Origin of the sequence: Paenibacillus phytorum (genome assembly GCF_013141715.1) — a bacterium.
Lineage (GTDB): Bacteria > Bacillota > Bacilli > Paenibacillales > NBRC-103111 > Paenibacillus_E > Paenibacillus_E phytorum.
This window is the reverse complement of record NZ_WHOA01000169.1, coordinates 39386-62826: the sequence shown is the minus strand read 5'-3', so window position 1 is coordinate 62826 and position 23441 is coordinate 39386. Positions and strand designations below refer to the sequence as shown.

The following is a 23441-nucleotide window of genomic DNA, read 5'->3' as shown; positions in this document are numbered from 1 at the left end:
AATTATTTGAATAAACCTCTCGTGGAAGAATTGGATCTGTACGTGTTTGAAAAGAAAGGTCCGGAATGGAAAATTACGGATAAAACTTGAGAAAACACGCAGGACCAGCTTATTTACTCCAGAGTAAATGGCGGATTCCCCTACATCGTCGTGGAAGACGGGGATTACCAGCGCAGTGGCGAATTGTATTTGAAGCACGCTTTTGAAGAGAGGCCACTTGAACGCATTGGTTCAAGCGGCCTCTATTTGCACGTGTTTTATTTTCCCGAGCCTCGACAGAACTAGTGTTATTCCGACAACGGTAATCGACGGACTTATTATTTAATAGATGATATTCTTAATACTCAGTTAATCATATTATTTATTTTGTAATAGGAGATGAGTTGAAGTGAGAATGAACATCTTATTTAACAAAACACCGATTTCTGTCAATTTTGTTGGAACGGACCACAAATTAATTCCCTCTCTGATCAACGCTCTTCGTTATAACAAATTTACAACGATGAACCTTGCTCAACCGTTAGAGCACGTTGATTTATTTAGCTCAGAAGCCATTTTATATGCCAAAGATGGGAATAAAGCAAGAATCCCAATTTTTTAATTACATAATCTTTAAAACAAAAACAAAAAAAATGAGGTGGCAAGTTAATTCTTGCCTTCTCATTTTTTTTGTTTCTTTCGAAGGGAAAGCCACCCGACCTCTAGTTGCGGAACGTCGATGCGTTATTTCGAGAAAACTACGCGTGAAATCGAATAAGAGGAACGTGAGTACGCTATTTGATCAAAAGGAACGTCCCTGAGGCAAAAAAACGCGAAATAACGCCTCCTCGTTCCTCTTCCTCATGATTTCCGGTGTTCTTCGTCCAAATAGCGCTTCTACGTTCCCTCGATTAGTTCTGGTTACCAAAGCATAGTACATTACAGTAATTGGTAGAGAGCCATAACATCCAAAAATGCCTTTTAGAGCAGTCTCTTCTAACTTAGCTAGCGCCTTGGCATCGGTCATCCCATTGTCTCTACGCCTTAGCGTGTAGTTTAATAACAGCACTTATCGCCGACATAATTTCACGTTCTACCGCTTGAGATACAACATCGGTATGAGGGTCATAGACTTCTCTCAAATCAGCATCGGCATAACCGTCCAGCGCAACAATCGCACCCGCGCGCACTCCGCGCAATGAAGCAATCACATAGAGCGCTGCGATTTCCATCTCAACGGCAAGAGCGCCGGCTTGCTTGTACTTGCGGTGTGGAAATTCCTCGACACCTTGGAAGAAGGCATCCAGGGTAACGGTAATCCCTTTGCGCACAAGACCATCCGTCTCTGATGCTGCTTCATACAAAGCCTGCACAACATCCAGATCAGCAACTGCTGGGAAGCCATGCGGAACGAGTTGGCGAGTTAAGCCCTCTTCCCTCACAGCTGCCGTACTGACAACTAAGCTGCCTGGCGGAACATCAGCTGAATATGAGCCTGCTGTGCCAACGCGAATCAGTGTCTTCACGCCACCCTTGATCAGTTCCTCGAAGCAAACCGCTGCACCCGGAGAGCCGACGCCGTGACTTACAACTGTAATCGGAACTCCTTGGAATTCACCAACAAACGTGCGGTATTCACGGCTGAAGGCGAGTTCTTTACTATTATCTAACTTGCTTGCTATGACTTCCGCTCGAAAAGGGTCACCACATACGATCGCATAGGGTGATAAATCCTCTGAATGAACCTGTAAAATTGGCAATAGCATGTCAATCAAACTCCTTCTTTTCCCATTCATCTTCTGGAATCGGAATCGCTTCCCCCGAGAAGCGCTGCTCTTGGAATGGATCGGCCACATTATGGAAGCCATTTTGTTCCCAGAAGCCTTCGCGGTCAGCTGTCATAAATTCGACGCCTCGAATCCATTTCGGACTTTTCCAAAAATATAGGTGAGGTACAATGAGCCGTAGAGGCCAACCATGTTTAGGAGTCAGCGGCTTCCCATCATATTTCAAAGCCAACAAAACATGATCCCCCATAAGATCCTCTAGAGGGACGTTAGTTTCATAATCGTTGTCTGCATGCAGCATGACGAACTTACCTTGCGGTTTGATATCCAGCAGGCGAAGAAAATCGCGGAATAGAATCCCTTCCCAAGCCGTGTCAAGCTTAGACCAACGGGTTACGCAGTGAATATCGCAGAGGACTTGCGTTTGAGGCATCGCTAACAATTGTTCATAAGTGACAACTTTGTCCTCTTCGACCTCGCCAAACACTCGCAATGTCCACTCCGCCATGTCGTATTCCGGTACTTCTCCTTCATGCAAAATAGGAAACCGGTCTGTCAGAACCTGCCCAGGCGGGACTCGGTCTGACATTGCCGCACCTACGGAGGGAACCTTCATTTTTCTGATTCGATCAGCTTTGGTGTCTTTTGCCATCAGTCATTATCTCCTTTTAGCAGCCTAGCGCGAGCTTCCGTTAGCTTTCTGAGCATCTGCCATATAACTGCTCTTTCTAAAAAAGAGCATCGCCAGCAGCGTCACAATATAAGGAAGCATCTGTGTGAAATGAGTCGGAAGCGAGAAGCCCTGCAGCCTGATGCTGAATGCATCCATCAGTCCGAACAGGAGGCTCGACGCCATGACGCCAAGCGGATTGGCTTGTCCTAACATCGTTGCGACCAGTGCGATAAAGCCTCTGCCCGCCGTCATGCCTTCGGTGAACATCGTGACTTGACCGAGGGAAAGCTGAGCGCCTGCCAACCCGCAAAGCACGCCGCAAATTAACACGGCCAGATACTGCATTCTGCCCACTTTAATGCCAATGCTTTTCGCTGCTACTGGGTTCTCACCCACGGCCAACAAGCGGAAACCAAGGACTGATTTAAATAAAAAGTACTGCAGGCCAAGCACCAGGGCAAAGGCCAAGTAAATAAGCGGAGAGTGGCCTGAAATAATACCGCCAATTACAGGAATATCTTGCACAAAAGGAATGTTCCACTTCGGCAGCCCCACCATATTTTTATCATAGAAGGCGCCTTTCACATGAAAAATGGCTTTTAGGCAAAATGCTGTTAAGCCAAGCGCCAGAAAATTAAATGAAATACCGACAACGATCACGTTCGCTTGCAAATGGATGCTAATATACGCAAATGCAAGAGAAAATAACATCGTCACCGCAATTGCAATCAAGACAGCTACATACACATTGCCGGAATAATGATTACCTACAATAGCAGAGAACGCGCCTACAAGCACGAAGCCTTCCAAACCAACATTGAACAACCCCACTCTTGAGCATATCGCACCGCCGAGCGCAGCGAGGAGAATCGGAGCAACCATCCGAATCATGGAATTAAATAAAGAAACATCAAGAAGATGCTGCACCGCTTCCCCCTCCTTTCCTGCGTTTCCATAGGGTATAACTGAACTTGGCCGTGACGAACAAGATCAAGAGAGACTGAATGACACTTGATATTTCGAGGGGTATGCTCGTGTTCCGTTCAACACCCATACCGCCTGTCTGCAATGCAGCCAGAAGGACTGCAGCAACAGTTGTACCGAGCGGATGCGCGCCAGAAAGCAGCGTAGCCATAATGCCGGACCAAGCGAAGCCTGGATTCGTTATCATGCCGTCCGTATAGCGATACTGCATGCCTAGCACTTCGACAGCGCCTGCAAGACCAGCAAAGCCACCACTCGCGAACATGCTCGCGAGCATTAATTTCCCACGATTTACGCCTCCATAAGCGGCAAACAACGGATTGTAGCCAAGCATGCGGATTTCGTAACCGGCAGCACTGTATTTAATAAACAAGAATAAGAGAACTGCCAAAACAATGGCTATGATGAAGCCCGCATGCATGCTCATCCCTTGGAAAAGCTTGGGCAGCCATATGCTTTTATCAACCATCATCGTTTGCGCGAGCGCAGCTGAACCTGTTTTATCCTTGAGCGGATAGGCAACCAAATAGCCCGCAAACAAAGCCGCAATATAATTGAGCAAGAGTGTGGTGACAATCAAATTCATTTTAAATCGCGCATCAAGCCAACCCGCAAAGGCTGACCATATACCGCCAACAGCAATGCCGCCTAGCAGTGCCGCGAATAATTTAAAAAGTGCAGGTCCAGGAAAATAGAGCGCAATCATCGCGCTGGTTAAAGCACCAAGGATCATTTGACCTTCAGAACCCATGTTGAAAAATCCGGCGCGGAAAGCTATTGAAACGCCTAATCCAACTAATATAAGAGGTGTCGCTCGCGTCAAAGTATTTGTAAAAAAGTAAAAATTGCCGAAAGCACCTTTCCACATTTGTGCGTATGTGTCCGAAATGGAACCGCCAATCAAAACGATGGCAATGGCTCCACCTAGTAAACCGATACATACCGCAATAAGCGGTTGAAGCAGCGCGCCAATGTTTCCTTTCCAATTAAGCATGGGAATGACCTCCTGCCATCAACAGACTGATTTGCTCCTCAGTCGCATGCTGCGCTGACAGCTCTCCCGCAATACGCCCTTCATACATCACGATAATGCGATCAGAAAGCTTAAGAATCTCCGTCAATTCCGAAGATACCAATAGAATCGCACCCTGCTCATCACGTTTTTTCAACAGCTCATCATGAATCACTTCCATTGCTCCAACATCTACGCCACGCGTGGGTTCAGCTGCGATAAGGAACGGTTGTTTTTGGGCAATTTCTCTGGCTACAATCAGTTTCTGAAGGTTGCCTCCAGACAGAAATTTGACTTTCGTATCCTGGGAACCCGTTTTTATCTGGAATTGCTGGATGAAGCCGTCAACCATATTTCGCAGCGACTTGCCTTGTAAAAATCCGTTACGCCGATGCGTTCTATGGTGTCCCATTGTACCGTTTTCAAGTACGCTGCCTTCCTTGGCAGCCCCCCATTGGTAACGATCCTCTGGAATATGCGAAAGCCCGCTTTCTCTGATCTCACGGACCAAACGACTTGTAATCTCCTTGCCCATCAAGCGAATGTGACCTTGATCAATCGGTTGGAGCCCTGTAATGCTTTGAATCAGCTCAGACTGTCCGTTACCGGAAATACCAGCGACGCCTAAGATCTCACCAGCCTTCACTTCAAGACTGACACGTTCCAACACTGGCTTTCCTTTCTTGCCTTGAATGGTAATCTCTTTCACTTCGAGAACCGTTTCACCAAATCTTGCGGCACTTTTGCTCGTTTGCACCAGTTCTCTTCCTACCATTAATCTAGAAAGTTCTTCAGCGTTAGTTGCCGAAGTATTTACAGTCCCTCTGATTTTACCGTCTCGAAGCACCGTAACTCGGTCCGCAACTTCCATGACCTCATGTAATTTGTGCGTGATGACAATGAAGCTTTTACCCTGGCTCGCTAAGCTCTTCATAATGACAAGTAGTTCTTTCGCTTCCAGCGGTGTCAAAACACCAGTAGGCTCGTCCAAAATAATAATATCCGCACCTTGATAGAGCACCTTCAAAATCTCAACACGCTGTTGTAATCCTAGCGGAAGATCAGCCACTTTCCTGAGTGGATCAATGGGTAGCCGATACATGTCACACAATGCCTTCACTTGCAGGGCAGCTTTCTTTCGGTCGAACTTCACGCCGACTTGCGGTTCATTGCCGATGACAATATTTTCAGCCACCGTAAATGAAGGAAACAGCATGAAATGCTGATGCACCATACCGATGCCATGACGAATCGCATCCGTAGGATTCACGAACTGGATCTTTCTTCCGCGTAAAAGAATCGTGCCCGACGTTGGCTGTTCCATTCCGTAAAGGATGCGCATCAGGGTTGTTTTACCTGCCCCATTCTCGCCGACTAGCGCATGGATTTCACCTTCTTGCAGCGAAAAATCTACGTTGGAGTTGGCTGTCAAGCTTCCATAGGTTTTGGTAATTTGGTTCATTTGAAGCAGCATAACGGGTTTCGCACTCCTTTCCTAGAAATGCGGAAACTGCCTACGTCGCCGTAAACAGTTTCCAGGGTCATATTATGATTATAAGGACGTACTACTATTTAAGAGGATTCGGAACTGTAACTTTGCCAGCTACGATATCGTCTTTGATGGCTTTAACTTTAGTCACAACGTCTTGTCCAATAAATGGACTTAGTTTGGATTTGCTTTCTTTTGTTACGAAAGTAAGACCAACACCGTCTTCTTTCAAGCCGTAATCCACAGCGCCAAATTTAAAGGTTCCATTTACGAAATCTTTCACAGTTTGGTAAGCAACGCTGTCTGTACCTTTCAATTGAGAGAGAACGATGTGCTCAGGATCCGTCACTGTACGGTCGATATCTTGACCGGATGTGTAGAAGCCTTTTTCCTTAGCCGCTTCGAACACGCCCAAATCGCCTACAGCTGATGCTGCTGCGATGAAGTCTGCTCCTTGAGAGAATTGCGTCAATGCCAGCTCTTTCGCTTTTGCTGGATCCGTGAAGCTTCCTACATAGTTGACGATGAATTTTGCATTCGGATTCGTAGATTTCAAACCTTCTTGGAAACCGACTGTGTATTTTTTGATCAAAGGAATATCAACTGCTGCCACCATACCGACAACATTTTTCTTAGTTGCAAGACCCGCAGCCGCACCAAGCAAGTAGGCTGCCTCGTGTTCACGGAATACTACGCTTCTAACGTTGGGCAAATCAACTACTGTATCAATAATAGCAAAAGATTTCTTTGGATTTTCAGCAGCTACCTTTTTCAAAGCATCCTCGGATTCAAAGGAGCTGGTAATAATAAGATCATAATTATCTGCAACAGCAGCACGCAGGTTTTGTTCAATCGCGCTGGCATCCGTAGATTCTACTGTTTTCACATCAACGCCAAATTCTTTACCTGCTTTTTTAACACCCTCATCCTCTTGAGCAAAGAAAGGGTTCACACCGATTTTTTCTGGTGTTATTAGAATGATTTTTTTGGATGATTTCGTTTCAGGCGCTTTTGTTGCTTCTGCAGCTTTCGTAGCTGCTGGAGCTTTCGTAGCTGCTGGAGCTGCTGTATCATTTTTAGCGGTGCCGCAGCCAGTCAGCATTAATGTAACGGCGAAAATGGAAAATAACGTTTTTTTCATGTGTGGCTCTCCCCTTTTGATCTGTTTTTATCAAAGATTTTCTTATCCTATTCGACAAAGTGCGACTTTTCAACTAAGACTGATAGTAGTAGATTCCATAGGTCATGTCAAGAATAAAAACGACAACCATTATTTATTGACACCTATAGGCTTAACTGATATATTTCAATAAACCATACTATTCCTATATGAATTAAAAAATCCGGAGGTGTTTTATTTTTATGAAACCATTGAAATCCCGCAAGTCTTTGCAAATAGCTGTTTTAACAGCCGTCCTCTTCTCCTCTGTGAGCACATTAAGCTCTGCCGCTGAAGCGAGTGATTCCGCAGTCTCCTACAAACAGTTCTTGAAAAACCAGTATACCATCAGCTTGTCAGACTCCTTAACAAAGGGCGATTTCGTTATCGCAGTTGACCGCATCTTGAAGGCTGAAGCGAAAGATCAGACCAATGTATTTACAGACTTGCAAAAGGATAGCCCTTATTACAAAGCAGCGCTTGCTTTGCACGAAAAAGGCATTCTATCCGAAGGCAAGCTGCAGGGTGATCAGCCGCTTACCCAGCTGCAGGCAACTTTCATCGCTTTAAAAGCCGCCGGCTTGAAAGAACTCGCATATACATATCCAAAGGATAAAATCAAAGCCGCTCTGGCTAAAGTACATATTGACTACGATCAAAACAATCAACTAACGCTGCAGGCCGCCCAAGAGCTGGCCGCCGCTATTGATACTGGCCTCGTCTCCTCCGATTTCAAAGCGGATGCTGCGGCTGGCGAAAGCTTTGCGAACGAATTGCTGGGTAAGATTCTTACTTTCCAAGGACAATACAAGCACTATATAGGAACGACTTCCGATGATGATATTTTCCGCAAAATTAATGATACCTGGCGTACGGAGGATCTTATCTCATCAACGGATTTGCGTGCTGACTTCGATGAAGCCTTGAAAAAGAATCTAGTTACCGGCTACAACTTGAAAGATTCTCGTTTCGATGCGAACTTTGATCCAAAGCTTTCTCTCACCTATGGACATTCTGATATTACACATGCGATTCAGTTAATCGGACTGCTGCGCAGCGAGAACATCCAAGCGAGAGTACAGCTGGAGCCTAAAACATCTGCTTTCATCTATTTGAAAGAATGGGGCGAGCCGACACAAACCGACGATTATCAAGTCGTCCAAATCGAGAACGGCAATTTCATAGCCTACGCCAAGGAATATGACATTGAGTTCGAATTCGATAACGCCGAGCAAAAGGACAAGTTCCAGCAGGTCATTTTCCAATATGCTAAAAAGAACAGTAAAGACGAGACAGGACTTATTTATTCTTCCTGGTGGCAGCCACTCTACTATTCATTAACCGATGTGAAAGACTATAAAGTGATTGCTAATAATAAAGTCAGTAAGGGCCATTATTATGCACAGTCCTTCTCCCTCAGCGATAAATCTGACGATGTCGTTACTGGCCTAAAGAAAATTAATGCCAGCTTGAACGTCGACTCCTACAAGTTCTGGGTGGACGAACCCTTCTACAATTATTTGTTAGGCGATTTTAAATAATTAAAGAAAAACCGTCAGGAGAGATCATCCTGACGGTCCTTTTTAGGTTTAACGCGCATTTGCAATTTTGTATTCATCTCCTTGTTTCGATGCAGTTTTATCCAAACAATTAGCCTTACTTATGGTAAGGTTCACCTTAACGGTCATAACGGCGAAAAATGCTAAAGGAGCTGCCGCGGCATGCTCCTTCGTTGATGTTCTTATGGATTTTTATTTTCATGATCTGCACGACAGGCTGACGATTCGGTGCCGAGCGTACCGTGCGCTGGCGCAGCTACTACGAATGCAGCTGTTGCGCTGCTGCTGTCATTGGCAAGAACGCTGTTTGAAGACGTTGTAACCAGTGGGGTATTCTTATATGCAATGTAACTATCATTATTAGAAGTAACTGAAGTTGGCGTCGACTACGTAGGATAGATCCCCGTCATATATATGGCGTAATTAATATTACCCGAGGACGAAACTAAATCGCGATTAATAGAGGCGCGAAAAGGAGCTGGTTAGATCCCTTTTCGTTCATGCGATTTCGTTACTCCATCAACACCCTTACACATAGACATCTGAAAACTCAATCGCACTCGCCTGAAGCAATCTGACATCCGATATTGGTTCTTCAATTTGTTCCATTGGAATTTTTTGCACACTTTCCATTGGAAATAACACAATAAACTTGGCACCTCTATTTTCTTTACTTTCTAATTGAATTGCTCCACCCATTAATTCCACAATCATCTTTACAAGCGTTAACCCCAGTCCTGTACCTTCAGCTGGTCGTGTAAGCGAACTGTCTGCCTGTCCGAACCTTTCAAAAATAATTTTCTGCTTATCAATCGGAATACCGATCCCTTGATCTTTGACTTGAATACTTAAATTATACTTTCCTCTAACAATTTTCCGAGAAATTTTAACGATAACTGTCTTTTGGCTTGTTGTAAATTTAATTGCATTTGAAAGTAGATTCAACAGAATACGTTCATATTTTTCAACATCAATTCCAACAACCATCTCTTCTATTGTTGTGGTAAAGAGCAATTTAATTCCTTTTTGCTCGGTATAGGTTCGAACAGAATCGGTGATTGACTCTGATAATTTAATAATGTCAACATTTTTCTTCACAATTCTCATATTTCCGGATTCAGCATGCGTCAAATCTAAAATATTATTAACCAACTTTAATTGCCTATTCGAGTTAAGTCGGATCATATTGAGATACCCTCTTGCTTTCTGCGACAATTCATCTTTACATTTAAATTCCATCGCTTGAATAGCTGCAGAAATAACGCCTATAGGCGTCCTAAACTCATGTGAAACGAGAGCAAAGAATTCGTCCTTCATTTGCATTGCTTTTTGCAGCGCTTCGTTTTTCTCAATTTCATTATGAAGCAATTGTTCTTGCTGTCTCTTAAACATCATTTGATTCTCATAAATCTCTGTGATATCACGATGAAATAACGCAACGTAAGCAAAATTTCCATCTTCTTCATAGACTGGTGTTGCATTAATTTCAGTGATCTGTTCCTTATCCGGCTGCCTTATGATAACCAGGTCATTCCGAACCTTTTCACCTCGTAAGGCTCTGAAGATGGGATGGTTTTCTTGTGGAATGATGTTCCCTTGCATATCAAAATATTCTAATGCGTCATACACATTTTCTATGTTTTTTATTTCATCAAACATATGATAAAGTTTACGCGCCTCAGCATTAATGAGAATAAGCTTTCCTTGATTATCATAAACGGTAAACGCATCAGAAATATTTTCAATCGTCGTTTCTAATATTTTGCTTTGAGATTGTATCGTATCAAATAAAAATAATATTTCATCCACGTATTTTTCAATTAGCATTTTATAGCGTTTATTTTCTTCGAATTGTAATTGTCCCTCTCTTTCATTTCGTATAAAATCCCGATTTACCGTATTTGCATCTACTAAATTCGAAAGTAAATTCACTTGACGAGTAATGACATTATTAGACAACGTATTTATAAAATTCCCAAGAGATTGCTGTTCACTTTTCAACAATACAAAGTCTCCGAGTATTTTTTTTATTCGGCGGTTCAATCCAATTAATACGGCCAACAATAGTAGCGCAGATGCCAAAAATGCTTCTACTTGAAAAGTAATATTATACACGACGACGATACTTGTATGATTAATACCAGTCTGGCCTTTGGATATTGTCATATAGAACTGACCTGACTTCACACTAAGAAACGATTTCTCATATCCATTACCAATATTTCGCGAATTGCTTGAATACCAAATTACCCCCTGCGTTTCCATGATCAACTCTGAATCGCTAATCGAAAATTCAGGGAAAAAGTTTTTTGCATCGAACGAATAGACGACATAGTGATTTGAATACCGTTTCACAAAATGAACGCGTTGAATACCGTCTACCATATCAGGATAAATAATAATTTTGACCTCATTAGGTTTCAAATTGTTTATTTTCGCGAACAAACCGTTAGCATTTAGCTTAATTCCTTTCAGAAAGCCAGCTGTTGATTCGTCTATCGTTCCATCAATCCCAATACTGAGATAGTTGACATATGGGATCCTTTCGCTTTTAGAATCAATCTTTTCTTCGATCTGCTTAAGTCTGTTATCAAAGATCTTCATCCATAAAGATGCTGACTTGCTATTTTGAGAGAATTGAATAAAAATAAATAATGCTAGAGTAGCAATGTATAACGCTAAGAGTAATGCCACATTCAATCGCAAAAAATTAATAATTCGATCGCAAAGTATCTTAATGCTCTTGTTCAAGGCAGTTTCTCCTTATTTCAAAATCTCTTCATTGGATACTTTACCTTCTGTGGTCACCATTACAATCATATTATTAAGCAAAGTATCCCCATACTCATTTAGCTGTGTTTTTCCATAGGCGGTCTCGTAGTCACGAGGTGTTTCAAAGTACTTTTTTAATGCTTCATTGGAATCTCCCACAGCTTCTATGCCGCGATAAATCGCTTTTATAACGGATGCAGCATAATTTGTACCTTTTGTAGCTTCTATGTCGTATTTACTTTGAAAATTAGAAATTTCAGTTTTGAATTTTTCTCCAATTATTTTTGAACTGCCTGAAAATAACAACACTCCATCTAATACTGGGCTCGAATACATCGATAAAATTTCTGCTGAACCCCACGAAGACGAACCTATTTTAATTTCAGGGTGCTTTGCCTTCAAATTATTAATAACATCGATTACATCCTTAGCCTGGAGAATACAAAATACAGAATCTGGATTATTACTTACTATTTTGTTATACGTTTCTTCATCGGCACGGAAAGGAACATTCACAACTTTCCCATTAAATTTTTCTGTGATTACTTTTGCAAAAGGTTCCACATAGGATTTATTTTTAATATCCGTTATCAGCACAAGCTTTTTCTTTCCTAGTTTACTATAATACTTTGCGACAAGTTCGGCTTGCAGATCATTCGTAGGAACAAACCTGAAGAATGCATCCTTCTTATCTTTTAATAGTGCTGTAGAAGCTGTAATTCCGAATGTCGGCAAATCGTACATAGCGGATTGTTCAGAGAGCCATTTCCCTTCTTCACTAGTGACACCGCCTATAATGATCGAGGCTCCCTTATTTTTCATTTCTTCATATGCAGTCTTTATTTCTTTCTCTGTTTCCACATTGTTTTCGATTAGCAACTCTACAGGTCTTTGTCCAATCTTTGGATGTGCGTCTCTATAATAACGTACAAAAAGATTCTCTTCATTACCAAGAGGCGACTGGATAGGAATAATAACCCCTATCTTTATCGGTCTCGTTATATAAGAGTACGTTACTCCTACAGCTGCTAATATCATAATCGAAATAATTACTATTATTAATTTCCGTTTCTTCATCGTAACGTCCCCATTTATAACATATTCATTAACCCTTCGACATTAAACATTAGACAATATATAGTATTTGATACTTCTCAACAAATTCCTGCACTTATATACTTTGCTTCTAATCATTTTCAAGTAAATGAGAACTAAAAAAGAAGAATCTTATCGTATGGAGATTCCCCTTTAGTGTAATTTGCAAAATATTTCCACAGCTCCTCAGATAACAAAAAGGATGAAGCCTAAGCTTCACCTTGAATAGTGCATTTACTTATACTTTAAAAATGGTAATGTTCTGGTGGAGTTGATCGGATAGCTTAGCAAGCGAGTTAGCAGGAGCTTGCCGTCGGTGGCGCAGAGCGGTGAAATTGCGAGACGCGGGCTGCAGAAGGTATAAGAATCGAAGAAGAGCCGGATATAGTTTCAAGCCGGACAGCTCTACCATCCTCGCCTAGCTTGCTCGCAAAAGGAACGTAGGCCCTGCGAAGCTGTCTTGCGTTTTTATCCAGCCCTCCCTTCTTTCCCGGCAAATATGTTCGATGCAACGAAAGATAAGGGGTTACTGCCAAAAAATTTAGCCCTTACTTATGGTACGGTTCCCCGCGATTTATCCGCATCACGCGATAAACCTGCCCCACCAGCACCAACCGCATCAGCTTGTGCGGCAGCTCGCTCGATAGCTCCAGCAAGCCGCAGATCACGAAGGCCAGCTGATTGCTCTCCTTCATACGCACCTGCTGCTCCTCAGCAGGGCTCATGCTCTCCGGTGCCTTATCGTCCGGCACCTTTATCATCTGCACCTTGGCATACGGCCCAATGCGCTTCACATACTCCGCGATCCGGTCCACGAGATAGCGCTCCTTCAATTTCCCTACGGTTAATATCGATGTCATGAGACATCATTGGATATAATCCAATCAATTATCCTTCAAGTTCATGTATTTCGACCTTTCTCCCAACTCAAATAAATAAGAGGCTGACTCAAAAGGTTAATAACCAAGCGAGCAGCCTCTATTTTGTTTCGATACGGAGCGAAATCTAACAGGAATTCCTCCAGTTCATTAGGCGTTAATTGCTCTAAACGGTCATCTAACTGGAAAACCTCCCTCTAATTTAGGGGGGAATCACTATTCAGCGAGAAAATATCAGAAATAACGGGAGATTTTCCATGTAAACTAGCTTTTTATGAAAAAACACCCAAATTAACAGTAGGTTTTCCATGTAGTGCAACAGTGAAAACAGAGGCAGCCTAAAGATGAACGCCTTATGGGACAACCCCAAAGCATATAAATTCTTATCTGTAAAAATAAACGGTTGCACGGGATCCATATTCTCCCGCTCAACTGTTTTTTTATTTACAAGCATAATTCAAAATATAATTTCATAGAATCATAGAAAGGATCAGATATAAGAGAATAGGAGTTGCCCCATGTATAGGTTACGACTTGTAAAAATGAATGCAGCCTACCTACTTATCTATCTCCTTATTATGATAACTAGTTTGATATGGACCATCATCTGGGGAACTCATGCTAGGGTGAAACCACCACCAAACCTCCCTGTTTCCGAATATAGCATCCACCAAGCTAGCAACGGCGTCACGCTCCATAGTATACGGACTCCGCCACAGAACATAGGGCTGAGAGCAATTACAGGCAATGTGACAGAAAGGCAGGAAAATGGGATTAATGGCGGTTTTTTCTGGCAGGGCTATCTCCTTAGCATCGCTGTCATTAATGATCATCCCGTCAAAGGGGAACCTGGCGATTACGGCTCTGGCTGGTTTAATATTGACCGCAAGCGGGGTACGCTCGTATGGGATGAGAAGGCTCAAACCTTCACCATTCAAGTCGTTGAACATGCGGACGAGCTGAAGGTGATGGATCGCGCTCATTATTGGGCGCAGGGAGGCGTGAGCATGGGACTTACGAATCCAGACGGATGGGTGGACCAAGCGATAGCGGAAGAGATGCCCGTCATTAACGAGAAGCGCATGCGATCAGGTATCGTCTACGACAGGAATAACAACGTTTATCTAGTCGTGGCTCCAACGCCATGCACCGGAGAACAGTTCCGCACAGCCGTACAAGAACAGGTTGGAAATGGAATGCTTGTGGATGGGCTGTTCCTGGACGGTGATGGTTCCTCCCAGCTCAAAGTCGCCAATTACTTGCTCCCCGGCGATCATCGCGAGGTGTATCAGATGATTGCGTTGTTACAATGAAACGAAAGGGAAGGGAACCATTCGAAAAAAAAGAGGAACCCCTGTACCAAACAGGAAATTCCTCAACTTAAAACTAGAAAGTTACATGGTCAGGATCGGGACCAATGCGTTTGTTTTCGTTTAGCGAATCCACAAGGGCAATATCATCTGTGCTTAGTTCGAAATCAAAAATATTCGCATTCTCCCGAATTCGGTGCTCTGTAACTGACTTCGGAATTGTCACAACGCCATTCTGAATATCCCAGCGCAGCACAATTTGTGCCGGAGATTTTCCGTATTTGGCAGCAAGCTGCGTCAGTACGGGATGATCGAGTTTCCCCTGCATGAGGGGACTCCATGCTTCTAGCTGAATGTTATTCTCACGAGTGAATGATAGAAGCTCTTTTTGCGCAAGCTCCGGATGGTACTCGACTTGATTCACGGCTGGAACAACACCTGTATCTTCAATAACTTGTTTCAAATGATGAATCTGAAAATTACTGACTCCAATGGCTCGGACGTATCCCTCTTTGTACAAATGAACGAGCGCCTTCCAAGTCTCTCTGTACGTGGCAGATACGGCCCAGTGAACTAGATAAAGATCAATCATTTCGAGACCGAGCCGCTTACGGCTAGCATCAAACGCTTGCAGGGTAGATTCATAGCCCTGGTCGGCATTCCAAACCTTGGTCGTTATGAAAATCTCTTCACGCGGCACACCACTTTCACGAAGACCTTGCCCGACGCCATCTTCATTCTTGTAAATGGCCGCTGTATCTATACTGCGATAGCCCAATTGAATAGCAGTTTTCACTGCGCCAATCACTTCTTGACCTTCTTTGGTCTTATAAACGCCTAGTCCCAGCCATGGCATGTGTACGCCATTATTTAGTGTGACTCCGTCTGTAAATGCTCGATTAGATTGAGATGACATTAGGATAATACCTCCATTATGAAAATAATAGTATGACGGCTCTTTGGAAGAGAACGCACATAACCATCATAACATCTGGAAATAAGATCACATACTTGTGCAATAGCTACCCTTGATGCTCATGAATTAAATCCATCTTCAGCTTCCATAATGACGCGCTTAAATTCACACGATAAACTTCCGGATTAAGCTTACGCAAATACTGCGGCCAAACGGACTGCATCTGCTGCGCATGGTAATCTCGAATGCCATCCAACGCAGGCTCTTCATAGACAAGTTTCCCTTGGAGAAAGATGGGCTGGAGCAGTGGAATTGCTTCATAGTCATCAATATATTTGTAGATATAAGGGTGGATGGGGTCAAACAGCTTGATGCGTTCCCCCTTTTTGATATCGACTTCATGCTGAAGTGCCAAATAGTCGGCTTCCGCTTTGCCTGTCTTTTTGTTTATGATCCGGTAAGCTTCCTTGAAGCCCGGATTGGTTACTTTCTCGGGATTGCCCGAGATCTTAATGACCGGCACGAATTCGCCGTTCTTCTCACGGGCCACCAGCTTGTAGACCCCGCCCAGCGCGGGTTGATCGGCTGCAGTAATGAGCTGGGTGCCGACGCCCCAGACATCGATCTTCGCATCTTGGGCTTTCAGCCCCTCGATGATGTTCTCATCCAGATCATTGGATGCGACGATCTTCACCTCGGGAAAGCCCGCTTCATCCAGCATGCACCTTGCCTGCTGGGATAAATACGCCAAATCGCCGCTATCCAGGCGAATGGCGTTCATGCTCTTGCCCTGGCTCTGCAGCAGACGCGCCGTCTTGATAGCGTTCGGTACTCCGCTGCGCAGCGTATCGTACGTGTCAACGAGCAGCGTCACTTGCTCCGGCAGCGCCTCAGCATAAGCACGGAAGGCTTCTTCTTCCGTGTCGTGCGCCTGCACCCATGCGTGAGCATGTGTGCCTTTGGTCGGGATGCCGAACAGCATCCCGGCTCGGAGGTTGGATGTCGCATGAAACCCTGCGACATAGGCCGCTCTTGCGCCCCAGATAGCGGCGTCAGCCTCCTGGGCGCGTCTTGTACCGAACTCCAGCAGCACATCGCGCGGCGCAACTTGTTTGATCCGCGAAGCTTTCGTCGCAACAAGCGTCTGATAGTTCACGAAGTTGAGAATCGCCGTCTCAACCAGCTGCGCTTCGAACATCCGTGCTACTACGCGTACGAGCGGCTCATTCGGGAAGACAAGTGTACCTTCCGGTACAGCTTGTAAATCTCCTCCGAATTTAAACGCGCGCAGCGCTTCCAGGAAATCCTCCCGATAATTCTCTTCCTGTGTCCGCAAGTAGGCGATCTCTTCATCGCCAAAATGCAGATTTTGAATGTAATGAATCACCCGCTCTAAACCAGCGAAGACCGCATATCCGCTCCCGAAAGGCAGCTTACGGAAGTATACTTCAAAAACAGCTTTCTGCTTATAAGTGCCCTGCAGCCAATGCGCGTACATCATATTAATCTGGTATTTGTCTGTGTGAAGCGTCAAGTTGTCGTATTTCATAGGATTCATCCTTTCCACCAATTGTCATAGCACGTTACTGGACCCCTGCGTTTATGTTCGGTAATGGCGTAGCGCTCCTCAATCTTCTGCACAGCAGAAGCGAGTAGGGGGCTTCCTTCCAAGTAGTCATCCAACTGATCGTAAGTGACTCCCAGCGCTTCTTCATCCGGAAGACCTGGTTTCAAATCTTCCAAATCTGCTGTAGGTTTTTTCAAATACAAATGTTCAGGGCAACCCAACTGCTTCAGCAGCAGCTTGCCTTGCCGCTTATTAAGGCCATAGATCGGAGCCACATCGCATGCACCATCCCCATGTTTCGTGAAAAATCCGGTAATTGCCTCAGCCGCATGATCCGTCCCCAAAACAAGCAATTGATAGTGCGCGGCCAAATCATACTGCACCTTCATGCGCTCACGAGCCTTCACATTTCCTTTGTGAAAATCACTCAAAACCTCACCTGTAGCTTCGGCAAATTGCCGTACGGACGCATCCACAGCCGATTGTATGTTGACCGTTATGACACGACTAGGCCCAATAAAACGAATTGCAGCCTGTGCATCTGCTTCATCTTTCTGGATACCGTAAGGCAGCCTTACAGCCATGAATTGATAGGTTTCAGTGCTACTTTCCGCATTCAGCTCTTTGATGGCTATTTGAGCCAACTTACCTGTTAATGTGGAGTCTTGACCTCCAGATAGCCCGAGCACATAGCCTTTGGCTCCTGTATGAATCAGATAGGCTTTGAGGAAATTTACTCGGCGATCGATTTCGTAATCCACGTCGATGTTCCCCTGCACAAATAATGAAGCTTGAATCGTTTCTTGCTTAAGATTCCGCATATTCACCATCTCCTCATTCTCCGTGATTTCTGTCCGATTCATACCTCATCTGCCAACGCAGCTATCACTTTAACCACGAACAACTTTCGCCCCTAGTGTACCTTGAAAATGCTGTAAGGCCCATTCATGCCCCATTTGATTAAAACTAGCGACTGCATCTTCATGAACAACAATTTCGAAGCCTTTGTTGTAAGCATCCACAGCTGTATGCAGGACACAAATATCCGTGCAAACACCTACCAAATGCAGCTCATGAATTCCTCTTGCCCTTAAATTAAGTTCCAACTCGGTGCCGCAGAAGGCGCTGTATCTTGTTTTGTCCATCCAATAGATCTCGCTCTTATTATGCTCATGTACAGTTTTCAACTTGCCATATAAATCGCGTCCCGCTGTGCCGCGAATATTATGCGGAGGAAACAACTTCGTCTCTGGATGAAAAGGATCTTGTTCATCGTGGAGATCTACGGCCATGACCACAAAGTCCTGCTGGGCCAAAAATTGCTCTGTAATTTCACAAATTCTCGCTTCAATCGCAACACCCGGCTCCCCACAAGGAAGCTTCCCAATAACAAAATCCACCGTATAATCAATGATTATAAGAGCTCTCATCCTAAACACTCCTTCATATTGTATATTTGATATTATTATTAAGACAATATCAAAACAGAAAAGAGAGGCCTAGCTGTAAATGGACAGCTGAGGCACATAATCGGTAAATCGGTACAGCTGAGCAGCTCGCTGGGAGTAACGGTTTGACATTTTGCCCTGTCCGTTATGATCTAGAACTTCTTCGATAATCCCTTTGCGACTTTGTGTTGATGTGATTTTACGAATGAAATTCCGTTCCTTGAACGTCGGAACGACCGTTTGAATGACTTGATACAGTTCACTCATCGTGAATTCTTCGGACAGGAACTCTCTGGCAATCGTCGTCGTCAGCATCTTCTGCTGAATTTGAGTAAGAGCATCTTTAATAATGATTTCATGGTCAAAAGCAAGATCCATCGCCAGCGCCTCATCGATAGGGAAAAGGCGAACATCAGCTGCATCATCAGCGGCTTGACGTTTCTCAAGATGGCGTTCGTGCACAAGTGCAAAAAACGCGTGCGAGATCATCCACCCCCGAGGATCGCGCTGTGGCATACTATACACATTGAAATATTCAATGTGTACGTCCGAAACCCCCGTCTCCTCCGTTAGCTCGCGCCGGGCGCTTTCTTGAATCGTTTCGGTTTCCATTGAGAACCCACCTGGAAGTGCCCACTGGCCTTCGAACGGCCATTGCTTTCTTTGAATCAATAACACTTGCAGCTCCCGAGTAGGAAGCGACTTCTTCACTGAGCCTTTTCCTTCTGAGGTAATCGTAAAGATGACGATATCTGTAGGCGCGCCGTCAGGTGTGCGATATTTACTAGCTTGGTAATTGCTTTCATTCTCTACTGGCATGTTTATTAGATCACCTGCTTAATCACAATTTCACAATTCCCTCTATATTGTCGATTTGATAATTTCATTATGACATATTTAAAACTCTTTTTCAATAGGCATTCATCGATTGGTTTGCTGCTCACTTCTCTATCACAATCAAACACGTGCTATCCGGCAGCGGAACCACGTTTCCATCTTGATCCATGATCCTTACTTTATCTGCCAACGCGTCCGTATACCCTTCCTGGAGGAAGTGTTTACTCTCCACGATTTTGGCCTCATTACCTAATGTATCCAGGATGAACGCAGTAAACTCGCTTGGGGTAAAGTAACCGAATTGCTCCTGTACTTCATGCACATAAGCTTCTTCACCCCACGTATATGTATAAAGGAATTCCATCGCATCATTCACGGGCATCATGACCTCATCCTCAGCTACGACTTCATACTGAATCGTTCTCCCTGCGAAATCCTTCGCATACCGCTGCAGCCAAGCCATCGCCCCTTCTTGCAGAAATCGAATGGTCCGTTTCTGTTCGGCAGGTTCCGTCATGATACCATCTCGGATAACAATTCGGCCTCCGGGCGCGAGAACATCGAAAGCGCTTCGCAGCGCTGCAGCAACCGTAGCATGGTTGAATTTCTTCCCGCCAAAAGGGATGTAGGAATATAATTCGTGCAGGATCGATGAGAAAATAACCGTGTCGATTGAGCCCGGCTCTACATACTGTTTGAGATCAAGTGCATCCCCCTTCATAACGTCCCACCGATGCCCCTCCAGCTGCTTCTTGCGTTCCAGAGCTTCAATCACATTCGACGAAATGTCGATCCCAATCGGATGCTTGTCCGGCAAATACTGCTCAATGAGATCCAGCATAACCCCGCCGCCAGGTCCTATATCAACAACCCGCTTCCCAACAACGTAATCCAGCATCATCTTCTTATAGTCAGCCGTTTGGTTCATCGTGGCTAAGTATTCTTCCTCGTTATGAAACCGGTCATAGGCATCTCTGCGCAATTCGAACAGATCGAACAATAACAGAACCGCCTTTTCATATAGAGGAGATTTCTCTGCTTCCACACAAAATTCAATCAGCTTCTCTGCAGCAGGAGAAAATTGGAAGGTAAAAAATATCGTGTCCGGGAGTTGGGGCTTTCGATCAATGAGGTGCTTTAGATGGGCATTGCCCCAGTTACCATCGGGTTTGAACTCTTGCGATAATTCCAACGGATCCTTCATCAAATCATTCCAAGCAAGCTCACCCAAATATTTCTCAATCATCCTCTTCTTATACACGTTTACCTTTTTGCTGCCCTTGTAATCGTAATACATCGTATTCATCAAAGGTTCGAAGCTAATGTGTTGAATAGAATCCGCTTGATCACTTGAAAACTGGATAATCAGGAATACTTTCACCAACTGCTCCAAAGAAAATTCTTGCAGGGCCGCTTCTACGAACCACAGAGTTCTACCATCTAAAAATGCCGTCAACGCATCTAATGGAACTTCGTCCAGCAGCTTCCCATATTCGGCATCGAAATTTTCTCCCTTTTGAATCGTGTTTCCCCGTAGTCTGGCAAGGCGATCCTTTATGGCAGGCTCTTTTTCCAATGAATCGGATACGATCTGCTCAATCATTGACTCAACTTCATTACGAACGGAATGCCAGAGTTCTTCTGACACACCTGCAATAATGCATTGATTTAGCGGCAAGAGCAAGCCTCTTAATTCATCAGCTGAAAGCAAGTTATCCTTCATCAAACGAATTAACGGTGCATGTTCTTTAAGCGGAACTTCGCCACGGATTGTTTGACCAATTAGCCCATGCGTGTAGATTAACATATGTATGACAGTTGACTTATCGCTTGGATTTCCTTTATCTAGCTTATACAGCTGCGCCGAACCAAGGTTATGGACGTAAAGATGAATACCTGCTTCTTGCCATATGAAACGCTCTCTTGAAGTCCCACCCTTCGCTACTTCAGACCAGATCAACACCTCTTCTAGTAAATCTTTCTTCCAAAAAGACAACGCTAGTCCATCCAAAATGTGCAATGTCCGCTCAACATAATCAAGCACAGGGTTCGCCTGTGCCAGCTCCTGGATCGACTGAATCCGCTCGAAGTTAACGATGCGTTCCTCCGCCGAAACGATATAGGTTAACCATTTAGGTTGGTCTGCGGCATTTGTTTCCCCTGCCCGATACCTTTTTATTAATTCTAATGAACTTAACATGCCGGTATATGATCCTCCCATCCTACCTATCACTATATGACTAGTATAAACCAACCTCATGGCAATCTCACGTTTCCGCATTCGACTACTTCATTGATGATCGGCATATAGATTGGCGTAATTGACCAGTATGGTCATAAAGCCAAACACGACAAATGAAAAAAAGGCCATTAAATCCAAATGATACACGTTGGGAACGACAATGAATACAGCACCAATAATAAAACAAAGCCAATTTTGCCAAACCTTTTTGCCGGTTTTCCCTAGGGCCATCAGAGATGCTACGAACTGCAAGCTGCCTAGCAGCGCGCAGGTGTAAAGTGCATTCGTATGAGCTTCAAAGCCGAACACCCAGGGACTCACCAGAAACCAAAGGCCCATACAAGCGGACAATAAGTTTTTCAAATACATCGTCTGCTGCCACCTCCTACTTTACGAGATGCGATAGTATACGCAAACGCTTTCAGTATGGTGAAATGGAAAAGCCTCCTGCTCACCCAAATAAATAGGCAGCAAGAGGCTAATGCTTCTAAATTTCTTATTGTTCAATATGAATGGCGCCTGCATCGCCCGTTTTCACATCTGCACGTAGGATGTCCGTTACGAATTTCAAAGGCACATATAGCGTGTCGTTAAGAATAACTGGAGCTGTCCCTAGCGTAACCGGAGCCATTTTCGCAAAGAAATAGCTATCTTGACCTACGGAAACACTCGTCCACCCAGCACCCTTTTTCAATTCAGCAGCGTATGTCTCTTGATTCCATTTTACTTCGTAGCCAAGTCCTTCTGCTACTTTGCGTAAGGGCACTAGACTCACGCCTTCTGCATTTGTTAGGCTATCGCTTGCCACTAAATCCAGCTTCATTTTCTCAACAGGTAGGGGCGCAACTGGTTTAGGTGTCATATTCCATTTCTCAGGCAAGCTAAAACGGAATTCCGGAGTCCCACTGGAGCCTGGCGCAATCGAATATTTCGGGAACACAATAACCGCTTCGCCTTTTTCTACATAAAAGCCTTGCTCTTCGCTGATGCCTTTAAATTCATCTTTGAAATAATTCTCAGGCTTTTCATTGATTTTGGCCTGAATTCCGGTATTTACATTCTCCTTGAAGTTATCACCAAGCAGATCTTGCAAAGTAACACGCTGCCCTTGTTCGCGATTCAGCACATTATACGTATCAACGCGCGGCATACCTGTACCACCTGTAGCAGCATATGTTGTGACTTCAAGTGAGACAACACCCGCCGGGTTGTTCGAACCATCCGATTTCAACACATAATTAATCGTCAGCTCGTAGGGCCGATAAGTGAAACCATTCGTTTTTGCATCAGCAGCGGCTTGAGCAGCCTCTTTCTCCCAATTCGCCAAATCTTTGTTCGCGTGAGATAAAATGATGTCATTCGTTTGCTCTTGATACTTCGTATCCAACATACCTGAAAGCTGCGGCACTTTGATATTGGTTATTAGATCCTGCGTTTTAGAGGTAAGCTCTACTTCTTTCACTTGCACTGGAGAAGTTGACTCAGATGCAACTGGTGAAAGAATTGGTACTACGGTAACTGTTTCCGCTGAAGCCATACCTGTTAATGGTAATACAGCACCGCTAACTCCCACCAGCATTGCACATCCGACTACACCAAGTTTCAACATGTTATACGGATTCTTTTTCATTTCATGTTCACTCCTCATTCGTTATCGTGATAATCTTCGGTTGAATTAACCTTTACGATAACTAGACGCGCCAACGTTCCAGAAAGTCTGATCGTAAAACAATC

21 protein-coding genes and 1 pseudogene are annotated in these 23441 nt (G+C 44.2%); 5 read left to right on the top strand and 17 right to left on the bottom strand.

What is annotated here, in order from left to right:
- Together GC098_RS40285 and GC098_RS25390 are read left to right on the top strand one after the other, a co-directional pair.
- A pseudogene (locus tag GC098_RS40285) lies at nt 1–207 on the top strand (stage V sporulation protein R); the annotation flags it as partial.
- A 181-nt stretch (nt 208–388) separates the two neighbouring features.
- Nucleotides 389–601 (top strand): hypothetical protein, encoded by a 213-nt coding sequence (locus GC098_RS25390; protein WP_029197871.1) that lies wholly within the window; start codon nt 389–391, stop codon nt 599–601.
- A gap of 415 nt (nt 602–1016) precedes the next feature.
- Here the strand turns inward: GC098_RS25390 and GC098_RS25385 are convergent, their stop codons facing one another.
- The 6 genes from GC098_RS25385 to GC098_RS25360 all read right to left on the bottom strand — a co-directional run bounded on the left by GC098_RS25385 (nt 1017) and on the right by GC098_RS25360 (nt 7065).
- The gene (locus GC098_RS25385) at nt 1017–1745 is read right to left on the bottom strand and encodes a nucleoside phosphorylase (protein ID WP_171646000.1); all 729 of its coding nucleotides are present in this window, start codon (nt 1743–1745) and stop codon (nt 1017–1019) included.
- A gap of 1 nt (nt 1746) precedes the next feature.
- Complete coding sequence (locus GC098_RS25380; protein ID WP_246358942.1) at nt 1747–2418, bottom strand: sulfite oxidase-like oxidoreductase; 672 nt, start codon at nt 2416–2418, stop codon at nt 1747–1749.
- A 24-nt stretch (nt 2419–2442) separates the two neighbouring features.
- On the bottom strand, nt 2443–3321 hold the full coding sequence (locus GC098_RS25375; protein ID WP_171646004.1) for an ABC transporter permease: 879 nt from the start codon (nt 3319–3321) through the stop codon (nt 2443–2445).
- 28 nt (nt 3322–3349) lie between these two features.
- Entirely contained in the window at nt 3350–4417 is a 1068-nt protein-coding gene (locus GC098_RS25370) for an ABC transporter permease (protein ID WP_171645999.1), read from the bottom strand.
- A complete protein-coding gene (locus GC098_RS25365; protein WP_171645998.1) occupies nt 4410–5909 on the bottom strand; it encodes an ABC transporter ATP-binding protein in 1500 nt (499 codons plus the stop codon). The genes GC098_RS25370 and GC098_RS25365 overlap by 8 nt, the downstream gene beginning before the upstream one ends.
- A gap of 94 nt (nt 5910–6003) precedes the next feature.
- Complete coding sequence (locus tag GC098_RS25360; protein WP_171645997.1) at nt 6004–7065, bottom strand: BMP family lipoprotein; 1062 nt, start codon at nt 7063–7065, stop codon at nt 6004–6006.
- Nucleotides 7066–7286: 221 nt separating this feature from the next.
- On the opposite strand from GC098_RS25360, the gene GC098_RS25355 reads away from it, so the two are divergent.
- Complete coding sequence (locus tag GC098_RS25355; RefSeq protein ID WP_171645996.1) at nt 7287–8624, top strand: S-layer homology domain-containing protein; 1338 nt, start codon at nt 7287–7289, stop codon at nt 8622–8624.
- A 246-nt stretch (nt 8625–8870) separates the two neighbouring features.
- Entirely contained in the window at nt 8871–8993 is a 123-nt protein-coding gene (locus tag GC098_RS40935; protein WP_281367122.1) for a hypothetical protein, read from the top strand.
- A gap of 177 nt (nt 8994–9170) precedes the next feature.
- Here GC098_RS40935 and GC098_RS25350 read toward each other — a convergent pair whose 3' ends face one another.
- The 3 genes from GC098_RS25350 to GC098_RS25340 form a co-directional block, all read right to left on the bottom strand.
- Complete coding sequence (locus GC098_RS25350) at nt 9171–11393, bottom strand: sensor histidine kinase (protein WP_171645995.1); 2223 nt, start codon at nt 11391–11393, stop codon at nt 9171–9173.
- Nucleotides 11394–11405: 12 nt separating this feature from the next.
- Nucleotides 11406–12491, bottom strand: a complete 1086-nt coding sequence (locus tag GC098_RS25345; RefSeq protein WP_171645994.1) for an ABC transporter substrate-binding protein — start codon at nt 12489–12491, stop codon at nt 11406–11408.
- A 566-nt stretch (nt 12492–13057) separates the two neighbouring features.
- Nucleotides 13058–13369 (bottom strand): 23S rRNA (pseudouridine(1915)-N(3))-methyltransferase RlmH, encoded by a 312-nt coding sequence (locus GC098_RS25340; protein WP_171645993.1) that lies wholly within the window; start codon nt 13367–13369, stop codon nt 13058–13060.
- A 536-nt stretch (nt 13370–13905) separates the two neighbouring features.
- Here GC098_RS25340 and GC098_RS25335 point away from each other — a divergent pair.
- Complete coding sequence (locus GC098_RS25335; protein ID WP_171645992.1) at nt 13906–14700, top strand: hypothetical protein; 795 nt, start codon at nt 13906–13908, stop codon at nt 14698–14700.
- 73 nt (nt 14701–14773) lie between these two features.
- Here GC098_RS25335 and GC098_RS25330 read toward each other — a convergent pair whose 3' ends face one another.
- The 8 genes from GC098_RS25330 to GC098_RS25295 all read right to left on the bottom strand — a co-directional run bounded on the left by GC098_RS25330 (nt 14774) and on the right by GC098_RS25295 (nt 23337).
- A complete protein-coding gene (locus GC098_RS25330) occupies nt 14774–15613 on the bottom strand; it encodes an aldo/keto reductase (protein ID WP_171645991.1) in 840 nt (279 codons plus the stop codon).
- Between the two features lie 106 nt (nt 15614–15719).
- Nucleotides 15720–17162: a nicotinate phosphoribosyltransferase gene (locus GC098_RS25325; RefSeq protein ID WP_171645990.1), complete on the bottom strand. Its 1443-nt coding sequence runs from the start codon at nt 17160–17162 to the stop codon at nt 15720–15722.
- A 5-nt stretch (nt 17163–17167) separates the two neighbouring features.
- Nucleotides 17168–18001 (bottom strand): NAD(+) synthase, encoded by an 834-nt coding sequence (gene nadE, locus GC098_RS25320; RefSeq protein ID WP_171646003.1) that lies wholly within the window; start codon nt 17999–18001, stop codon nt 17168–17170.
- Between the two features lie 69 nt (nt 18002–18070).
- A complete protein-coding gene (locus GC098_RS25315; RefSeq protein ID WP_171645989.1) occupies nt 18071–18610 on the bottom strand; it encodes a cysteine hydrolase family protein in 540 nt (179 codons plus the stop codon).
- A 69-nt stretch (nt 18611–18679) separates the two neighbouring features.
- Entirely contained in the window at nt 18680–19447 is a 768-nt protein-coding gene (locus GC098_RS25310) for an NUDIX domain-containing protein (RefSeq protein WP_171645988.1), read from the bottom strand.
- A gap of 121 nt (nt 19448–19568) precedes the next feature.
- On the bottom strand, nt 19569–21665 hold the full coding sequence (locus GC098_RS25305) for a class I SAM-dependent methyltransferase (protein WP_171645987.1): 2097 nt from the start codon (nt 21663–21665) through the stop codon (nt 19569–19571).
- A 90-nt stretch (nt 21666–21755) separates the two neighbouring features.
- Complete coding sequence (locus GC098_RS25300; protein WP_171645986.1) at nt 21756–22076, bottom strand: SPW repeat domain-containing protein; 321 nt, start codon at nt 22074–22076, stop codon at nt 21756–21758.
- Nucleotides 22077–22203: 127 nt separating this feature from the next.
- On the bottom strand, nt 22204–23337 hold the full coding sequence (locus tag GC098_RS25295; protein ID WP_171645985.1) for a stalk domain-containing protein: 1134 nt from the start codon (nt 23335–23337) through the stop codon (nt 22204–22206).
- Nucleotides 23338–23441: the final 104 nt, after the last annotated feature.